The organism is Pseudolysinimonas sp., assembly GCF_031389465.1.
Taxonomy (GTDB): domain Bacteria; phylum Actinomycetota; class Actinomycetes; order Actinomycetales; family Microbacteriaceae; genus Pseudolysinimonas_A.
Map to the genome: position 1 here is coordinate 1 of NZ_JANMSQ010000332.1, position 7988 is coordinate 7988.

Here is a 7988-nt window from a genome sequence, read left to right on the forward strand (position 1 = left end):
GGCATCCTCACCGCACGCCACCTTGCTGCACGGTCGTCCCCTCACCATGCCCCTTTCGCTGTTCGACGTCAGGGTAAACCCGCACGGGCCGTTGCGGCCGCTGGGCACGCCGCCGACGCGACCACCCCGGAGCCCCGTGCCCCAACTCTCGGTTTCGCGCGCATTCATGAACCTCTCGTCGACGAAGCCCCTCACTTCCCAGAGTTGGGTAAGTTCCGGCGTCGAGTCGATGACGACGACGGCGCTCAGCGTGCACCGCGCCCCACCTTGACCGCGACGCCTAAACTGGGCGCATGGCGAGGATCGGGCGGCGCAGCACGGCGAGTCTGCGCTCAACTTCCCGCGACCGGCACGGCCGCGGCATCCGGTCGTCGGTGACGGGGCCGCACCTACGGCGGCAGCGCACCCGCCTCGACTTCTTCGACTCCTGCATCGCGTCGGCCGTCGAGTACTTGCGCGACCTGTGGCCCGACGAGATGGCGAAGGTGCGGTTCGAGGTCGCCGCAGTGCCACCCGGTGAGCCGTCGAAGCACGGGGTCGACCGGTGGCGCGTCGATGTGGCCCGCCGCATCGTCGTGCTCTACCGCGTGCCCATCGAGCGGCTCGCCCACCTGCACAAAGACGACGAGTGGCATCGCCGGTCGCTCATCGAGAGCTGCGTCTTTCGCGCCGTGGCCGAACTGCTCGGCAAAGACCCGTGGGACATCGCTCCGGAGCGCTACCGCCACTTCTGAGCGCTGTCCGGATGCCGGTCAGTCCGGATGCCGGTCAGTCGGGGTGGACGACCAGCGAGCCGGCGACTGGTCGCGCGGGTGACACGACGAAAGCTGCCAGTGCGCCGGGCGCGGCGAAGGTCACCGCAATCGAGAGATCCTGCACGCCCGACAGCAGGTAGGCGCCCGGGTCGACCGCCATCGAGAGCGCTCCGCCCGCAGGAATCGCGACGAGGGTCGGCTCCGCGCCAGCGCTGAGCGGCGAGAGTTCGATTTCGACGTCGAGGCCGAGCGGGTTGACGATCGAGATCAGTGGCGATGGCCCCTCGGGCACGACGACGAGTGCTTCACCGGCGAGCGGCGGCGCAGCGGCGAACCACGCGAGGTCGCTATCGGGGGCATCGAGGATCGCGTCGGGGGCGGGATCCACGCCAGAGTCGACGGCGGTCGAGGCACGCACCGCCGCGACGACCGGCATCTCGGCGTCGACATACACCGTGTAAACGCCGTCCTCGAAGCCGTGGGCATCGCCCTCGCCCGCACCATCGGTCGTGCCACCGTCGGTCGTACCGTCCTCAGTCGCACCGCCCTCCGGGGTGCCGGAGTCCAGGGGAACCTCGGTGACCAGCCCCGGCTCCAGCTCGACCTCGAACGACGTGCCGACCGCTCCGGGAGTCTCGGGAACGACGCGCACCGTGGCGCGACCTGCCGTGGCGCCCGTCACGGCCAACCGGATCGCCGGCCCGATGTCGTGCCAGTCGGCGAGTGCGCTCGCCCGATTCGTGCCGACGGTGTCGAAGATCCGCACGCCCGGGACGACGAGGCTCTCGCCCGGATCGGCCCCGCCTCCGACCGTCTCGACCCCGACGGAGTCGAGACCGCGCACGATCGACTGCTGCAAGGTGGCGACGACGCGGCCGCCACGCGCGGTGACGTGCACCACGGGTGAGGCCACACCGGGGGCGAAGCCGGCGAGGGAGAGCACGCGTTGCCCGTTCGCCGGCACGTCGATTCCCGACATGCCGGGCGCCGCAATCTGTCCCTCTTCGCCGAAGATTTCCAGGGTCACGCGCGACGGCACGTCGGTCGGGTTGGCGAGCAGCAGAAGCGTCGAGCGCCCGACTGTCGTCGCACCGCCGACCAGCCAGATCGATCCGCTCGGCTCGGCGCACGAGGTTGCGGCGAGCCCGCGGAAGTCGGGAGCGTCGACATCCTGACTCTGCGCCCCGGCGACGAGGGCGCCATCGGAGGGCGGAGCACGCAGCGCCTCGGGCGTCGATGCGGCTGACCCGGTCGAGTCGGCCGACAGGAGCCGAGTCCGCTCGAGTTCGCCTCCGCGCGCCTCGCCGGAAATCGTGGGCGCCCCGATCGCGAACACAGAGTCGGTGCTGCCGCCGGTCTCGTCGCCGACCCGAATCACGCTGCCTGGGCAGACCCGCACCTGGTCGGCGGGGGCCGGCTCGACGGTGACCGTTCGCGCCTCGGGGCCGAACGTCGGGAGCGGAAGGAATGCGACGGCGGCGATCACGACGGCTGCAGCCCCGGCCGCCATCGTGCCGCTCGCAATCCGCGCCCCGATCAGCAATCCCTTCGGCTCAGCCACGGTCGTCTCCGAATCCGTCGTCGTCGAAACTCGTGGAGTCGAAGCCCTCGTCGTGGGCGTCGTCGAGGTCGTGCTGCACGCCCGGGCCCGCCCGGCGTCGCCGGCGACCGGTCGGCAGCGCAAGGAGCACGGCAAAGCCGACGACCGCGGCCTGAGCGGCGAGCGCGAGCCCGCCGATCGGCGACGACCCGTTGGATGCCGCCACCGGCACGTGATCCGGGTACCGCCACAGCGATCCCCGACCGGTATCCCCGACGGCTTCGAGGGCGGGCTGGGCGTCGAGCGCCTCCGCGGCACGCTCGCGCACCAGGTCGCCGCCTCCGCCCACAGCGGGCGTGAGCACGACGAACTCGATTCCGAGCCGGTCGAGAACGGGTGCCGGGTCGAACCCACCCCGCGAGGCCAGGTTGCCCGCGAGTTCGGCGACCTCACGCTGAGCGTCATCGGGCGTCGGCCGGGTCGCGGCGAAGGTCGAGATCTCGTCGAGGGTCGTGCCGGCGCCGCGGTCGATCGACACGGCGAGCGAGCCGTCGTCGAGGGGACGCAGGACGAGAGTGCCGAGATTCGGGTCGCCGACCGCCTCGGCAGCGACGATCGCCGGCAGGGTGCGGCCGTCGCCCGCGACGACGAGTCCCCCTCCCAACCCGAGGGTGACGAGGGACGGGGCGACCGCGAGGGCGGCGGAAAGCACCACGGCGACCCCGACACCGACAGCGAGGCGGCCGAGCGCTGCCATCGCGACGACCACGGCGGCGATGAGTCCCGCCCAGTAAAGGCTGAGTCCCGTGCCCGGCCAGATGGTGACGGCGGAGGCCCCCGAGGTCGCCGGGGCGAGGTGCACGGCCGCGACGGCGGTGAGCAGGCCACCGAGCGCGAGGATCGCCGCCGGCACGGCGCGGCCGGCCCCGGGCAGGAACAGTGCGAGCAGCACGACCGCCGCGAGAGGGGCGAGCAACGCGATGGATGTCGGCGTAGCAATGAGCGCGGGAAGCCCGAGTGCCTCGACGAACGGTGCCCAGCCGCCGACCCCTGCGCTCGGCGAACCGAGCAACAGGTGCCAGCCGGAAGGCACCGAGCTCGGTGACGCGATCCCGGGGTCAGCGAGCAGACCCAGCGGAGTCCCGCGGGCGAGCTGCGCGGCGACGAGGGGCGCCGCAAGCACGAGAGCGGGCAACGGGATCGCCAGCACCCGGATGAGGGCACGCGGATGCCCGACGGCCCACAGGACGACAGCCGCGAGGAGCACCGGAACGAGAACGGGAGCACACGCCGCCACCGCGGCGAACAGCAGACCCGCGGCCCCAGCGGCGCTCCACGACCGTGGAGCTTCGAGCACGGCGAACAGCAGCCACGGCAGCAGCACGTGCACGAGCACTGCGGCGGGGCGACCTTCGATGAGTGCTTCCAGGAACGACGGCGCAAGCATCCATAGCGCCGCGGCCAGCACGGGAGGCCAGGTGCGGGTGCTCAACCGGGTAGCGCACCACCAGGCGGCCAGCGCGGCGAGCGGCAGCGCGACAACCCACAGCACGACGAGCGAGAGCGACGGGTTCCACGGCGTCAGCGACCCGAGGACGGCAAGCACGGCGTGGAACGGGTCGGCGGGACCTTCGAGACCGACGCCGTCCCGGGCGCCCCAACCGAGGCCCGCCCAGAGCGTTCCCGGGTCGCTGGCCAGCGGGAGCAGCCCGCCCCCGGTGATCGCGCTCTCGCCGACCAGGCGCACCGCAAGCACCGCCCCGAGCACCGCCCCGATGACGGTGATGGCAAGCCCTCCCGGCAGGAACCCGGCCCGCACCAGATCGGGGAGTCCCGATCGGGCATGCTCTCGGTCCCGGGCGCTCGCGCGGCGCTCGCGCACCACGTCGGGCGGGATGCGCAGTGGCGCGATCGCCGCCCAACCGACCCGGCGGGAGCGGCGGATGCTGGCGCGTGCGATCGGCACGGAACGGTCGAAGATCGCGGCCAGAGTTGCGGCGATCTCACCGGGGATGGCGGCGGGGCGCTTTCCGAGCAGGAGGCCGAGGGAGCGCACGAGAGCGAGCGGCAGGAGCGAGAGCCAGTGCAGCGGCACGGCCGGTCCGGGCGCATAGGCCAGCCGGCGGTGAAGCTCGGCGGCGCGGTGCGCGCGGTGCCGGGCGGCAGCACTCAGCGGACGACGACGGGCGAAGTCCTGCACGCCCGGAGCCACGGCGACCCGCGCGCTGGCGACTCGCACGACCCGCCCTCCGGCGAGCCGCGCCCGGATCGACAGGTCGAGGCCGGCGTCGACGGTCGGGAGCCCGCGGTCCGGACCTCCGAGGAGGTCCCACATCGTGCGGCGCACGAGCATCCCGGGCAGCACGACGCCGAGCACGTCGTTGTCGACGTCGTGCTGGGACTGGTCGAGTTCATCGGCAGCGAGGGGAACGGTGGCGCCGTACAGCGTGACGCTCTCGCCGAACGAGCGCAGCATGGCGCGGTCATCGGGGTCGACGAGTTTCGGTCCGGCGATGACGACAGAGGGAGCCACCTCGACGGCCGCGAGGAGACGGGCGAGGGTTTCGGGCTCGGGCTCGGCGTCGGCCGGCAGCAACCACACCCAGTCGGAGCCGTCGGCGACCGGGAGGCCGGCGACGACCCGGGAGAGTGGCGTGCCAGCCGACACCACCACGACCGTATCCGGCGGCCGAGTCTGCGTGTCGAGCGCGCGTTCGGCGGTGCCGCCGCCGTCGCGGGCGACGAGGATCGCACTCACTCCAGGCATCTTCTAGAGGCTAGGCGGGGTCTCCCCGAGGGGCCCGCAGGACACCCGCTATCGGTCCGATCCGTGGGTCGAGTGCCGCGCGCAGCGCGGTGTATCGAGACCTTACGCGATGCGGGACTTGCGCAGCTTGCGCCGCTCGCGCTCGGAGAGCCCGCCCCAGATGCCGAAGCGCTCGTCGTTCTGCAGCGCGTAGTCCAGGCACTGCGCCTTCACCTCGCAGGTGGTGCAGATGCGCTTCGCATCGCGAGTCGATCCGCCCTTCTCGGGGAAGAACGCCTCGGGGTCGGTCTGCGCGCACAGCGCGTCGGTCTGCCAGGAGAGCGGGTTGTCGTCGTCAATCGGCTGGGGGCGCAGGCCGGGGATGCCGAGTCGGACCGGGTCGACGAACCAGTCGTCCGGAACGGACGGCTTGTAGCTGCTCTGAGCCATCTCGTTCCTCGTCATGCGTGCTGCCCCTTCGGTTGTAACCGCCACCCCCCGCTGGGCGCCTTGCTGATAATTACACCGCTGTCATTCGCCCGAAGTCAAGTCGCGGGTGATAAGTCGCAGCTTGGGTTGAAGGTTGGTACGACGCGCCGACGACACCGGGATGGGACCAGCGAGTTCCCAGGATGCGGTCAGTCGGGCGTGACGGCGGAGCGAGCCGCCCAGGCGCTGGCGACCATCTGATCGAGCGTGTGGCGCATCCGCCAGTCGAGGTCTCGGGCGGCGAGGTCACCGTTCGCGACGATTCGGGGCGGGTCACCCGGGCGACGCGGCGCGATCTCGGGGTCGAACGGGATGCCGGTGACGCGCGCAACGGCGGCCATGATTTCGGCGACCGACACTCCTGCACCGCTACCGAGGTTGTACGCCGCCTCGATCGGCTCGCCGGCATCCAGTCGTTTCGCCGCCGCCACGTGCGCCCGCGCGATGTCGGAGACGTGCACGTAGTCACGCACGTTGGTGCCGTCGGGGGTCGGGTAGTCGTCGCCGTTGATGCGCGGCGTGCGACCCTCCACCAGCGCCTCGAACACGAGCGGAAAGAGGTTGTGCGGGCTCGTGTCGCGGATCTCGGGGTACCCCGATCCGACGACATTGAAGTACCGCAACGAGGTGTGGCGCAGTCCCGCCGCGACCTCCTGGTCGCGCAACAGCCACTCGCCGATGAGCTTCGACTCGCCGTACGGAGACTGGGGGGCCTTCGGGGTGGCTTCGGTGACGAGGTCGACGTCGGGGGTGCCGTAGACGGCCGCGCTCGATGAGAACACCATCTTGCCGACGCTGCGGTCCTGCATCGCGGCCAGCAGCACCGTGGTGCCGTCGACGTTCTGCTCGTAGGTGTGCAACGGACGCTGCACCGACACTCCGGCGTACTTGAATCCGGCGACGTGCACGACCCCGGTCACGTCGTGCTCGTCGAAGATCCGCTCGAGCAGCGAACCGTCGAGAATCGTGCCGCGGGTGAACGAGACGTTCCCGGGGATGAATCCCAGCTGCCCGGTGGAGAGGTCGTCAAGCACGGTCACTCGCATGTCCGCCGCGAGGAACTCGCGCACGACGTGCGCGCCGATATAGCCGGCGCCGCCGGTCACGAGCCAAGTCACGGCTCCAGGGTACGGGCCGAGCGGACGGGGATGCGACGGTAGCCGTCGCGTAGCACGACGACGATGGTCGCAACGACGGCGACCGCAGAGAGAGCGGCAAGGACGATGAGGATCGGCATGGCAGAAACGGTATGACTTGTGCGTTTCCGCCACGAGTGGCAGCATTGCCGTAGTTCGTTGAGAAACTGCCAGGAGGTCTCGTGCTCAAGAAGGTCGTCTGCCTCGTGCTTCCCGGCACGGCCCCATTCGAGTTCGGCGTCGTCTGCGAGGTGTTCGGCGTCGACCGTTCCGCGATGGGCGGGCCCGCGCTCGACTTCCAGATCGCGACCGCCGACCCCGGCCCGGTGCCCACGAGTTTCGGATTCACCCTCCACGTCGACAACGACCTCTCGATCGCGGCGGATGCCGACCTGGTCGCTGTTCCCGCCCACCTCGACGGTACCGAGGTTATCGACGAGCGTTACCTCGAGGTGGTGCGCGCCGCCGCCGCCCGCGGAGCCTGGGTGCTGAGCGTCTGCACCGGCGCCTTCGTGCTCGCGCAAGCCGGCATCCTCGAAGGGCGCCGCGCCACCACCCATTGGATGCACGCCGACCGACTGGCGAAGACCTACCCGAACATCGAGGTCGACCCCGACGTGCTGTTCGTACACGACGGCTCGATCGTCACGAGCGCCGGCACGGCATCCGGGATCGATGCCGCCCTGCACATCGTGCGCGTCGAACACGGTGCCGCAGCCGCCAACGTCATCGCCCGCCGCATGGTCGTGCCGCCCCAGCGCGACGGCGGGCAGGCGCAGTACATCTCGACCCCGATCCCCGAACACCGTGCCGACTCGTTCGCCGAAGTGACCGACTGGATGCTGCAGAACCTCGATCAGGACCTCACGATCGACCAACTCGCCCGCAGAGCGCTCATGTCGTCACGCACGTTCGCGCGGCGGTTCCGAGCCGACCTTGGCACGACACCCGCGGCGTGGTTGAACCGGCAACGCATCCTCCGAGCGCAGCAGGCGCTGGAGCAGACGGATGCCGGGCTGGAGGAGGTCGCGCAGCTCGCCGGATTCGGCACGGCGGCCGTGATGCGGCATCACTTCCTCAAGGTGCTGCAAACCACCCCGACGGCTTACCGACGCGCGTTCTCGTGTCGACTCGACGAGTCGATGGCGAGTTAGATAGGCCCGTGCATGTCGCCGTCGTCGGAGGAGGGATTGTCGGGACCCTCTCGGCGCTCCTGCTGGCTCGGCACGGCCACCGCGTCGACCTCTACGAGCGCGAGGCTGAGCTCTGGTCGGGCGCGAGCGCGGTCAACGAGGGCAAGGTGCACCTCGGAGCGGTTTACG

Annotated in this window: 8 protein-coding genes; 3 read left to right on the forward strand and 5 right to left on the reverse strand. The window is 71.0% G+C overall.

What is annotated here, in order from left to right:
* The first annotated feature begins 293 nt into the window (after nt 1-293).
* The gene (locus RMO30_RS12740) at nt 294-734 is read left to right on the forward strand and encodes a metallopeptidase family protein (protein ID WP_309714148.1); all 441 of its coding nucleotides are present in this window, start codon (nt 294-296) and stop codon (nt 732-734) included.
* Between the two features lie 34 nt (nt 735-768).
* Here the strand turns inward: RMO30_RS12740 and RMO30_RS12745 are convergent, their stop codons facing one another.
* From RMO30_RS12745 to RMO30_RS12765, 5 genes are all read right to left on the reverse strand, one after another.
* Nucleotides 769-2316 (reverse strand): DUF5719 family protein, encoded by a 1548-nt coding sequence (locus tag RMO30_RS12745; RefSeq protein WP_309714150.1) that lies wholly within the window; start codon nt 2314-2316, stop codon nt 769-771.
* Entirely contained in the window at nt 2309-5053 is a 2745-nt protein-coding gene (locus tag RMO30_RS12750) for a glycosyltransferase (RefSeq protein ID WP_309714152.1), read from the reverse strand. Before RMO30_RS12750 ends, RMO30_RS12745 begins: the two co-directional genes overlap by 8 nt.
* 111 nt (nt 5054-5164) lie before the next feature.
* Nucleotides 5165-5506: a WhiB family transcriptional regulator gene (locus tag RMO30_RS12755; protein WP_309714155.1), complete on the reverse strand. Its 342-nt coding sequence runs from the start codon at nt 5504-5506 to the stop codon at nt 5165-5167.
* A gap of 173 nt (nt 5507-5679) precedes the next feature.
* Nucleotides 5680-6648, reverse strand: coding sequence for a UDP-glucose 4-epimerase GalE (galE, locus tag RMO30_RS12760; protein WP_309714157.1), 969 nt, complete (start codon nt 6646-6648; stop codon nt 5680-5682).
* Nucleotides 6645-6767 (reverse strand): hypothetical protein, encoded by a 123-nt coding sequence (locus tag RMO30_RS12765; protein ID WP_309714159.1) that lies wholly within the window; start codon nt 6765-6767, stop codon nt 6645-6647. Before RMO30_RS12765 ends, galE begins: the two co-directional genes overlap by 4 nt.
* An 81-nt stretch (nt 6768-6848) precedes the next feature.
* On the opposite strand from RMO30_RS12765, the gene RMO30_RS12770 reads away from it, so the two are divergent.
* Nucleotides 6849-7820, forward strand: coding sequence for a helix-turn-helix domain-containing protein (locus tag RMO30_RS12770; protein WP_309714161.1), 972 nt, complete (start codon nt 6849-6851; stop codon nt 7818-7820).
* Nucleotides 7821-7828: 8 nt separating this feature from the next.
* Nucleotides 7829-7988, forward strand: a 160-nt coding sequence (locus RMO30_RS12775; RefSeq protein ID WP_309714163.1) for an FAD-dependent oxidoreductase, incomplete at its 3' end; no start/stop codon positions are given.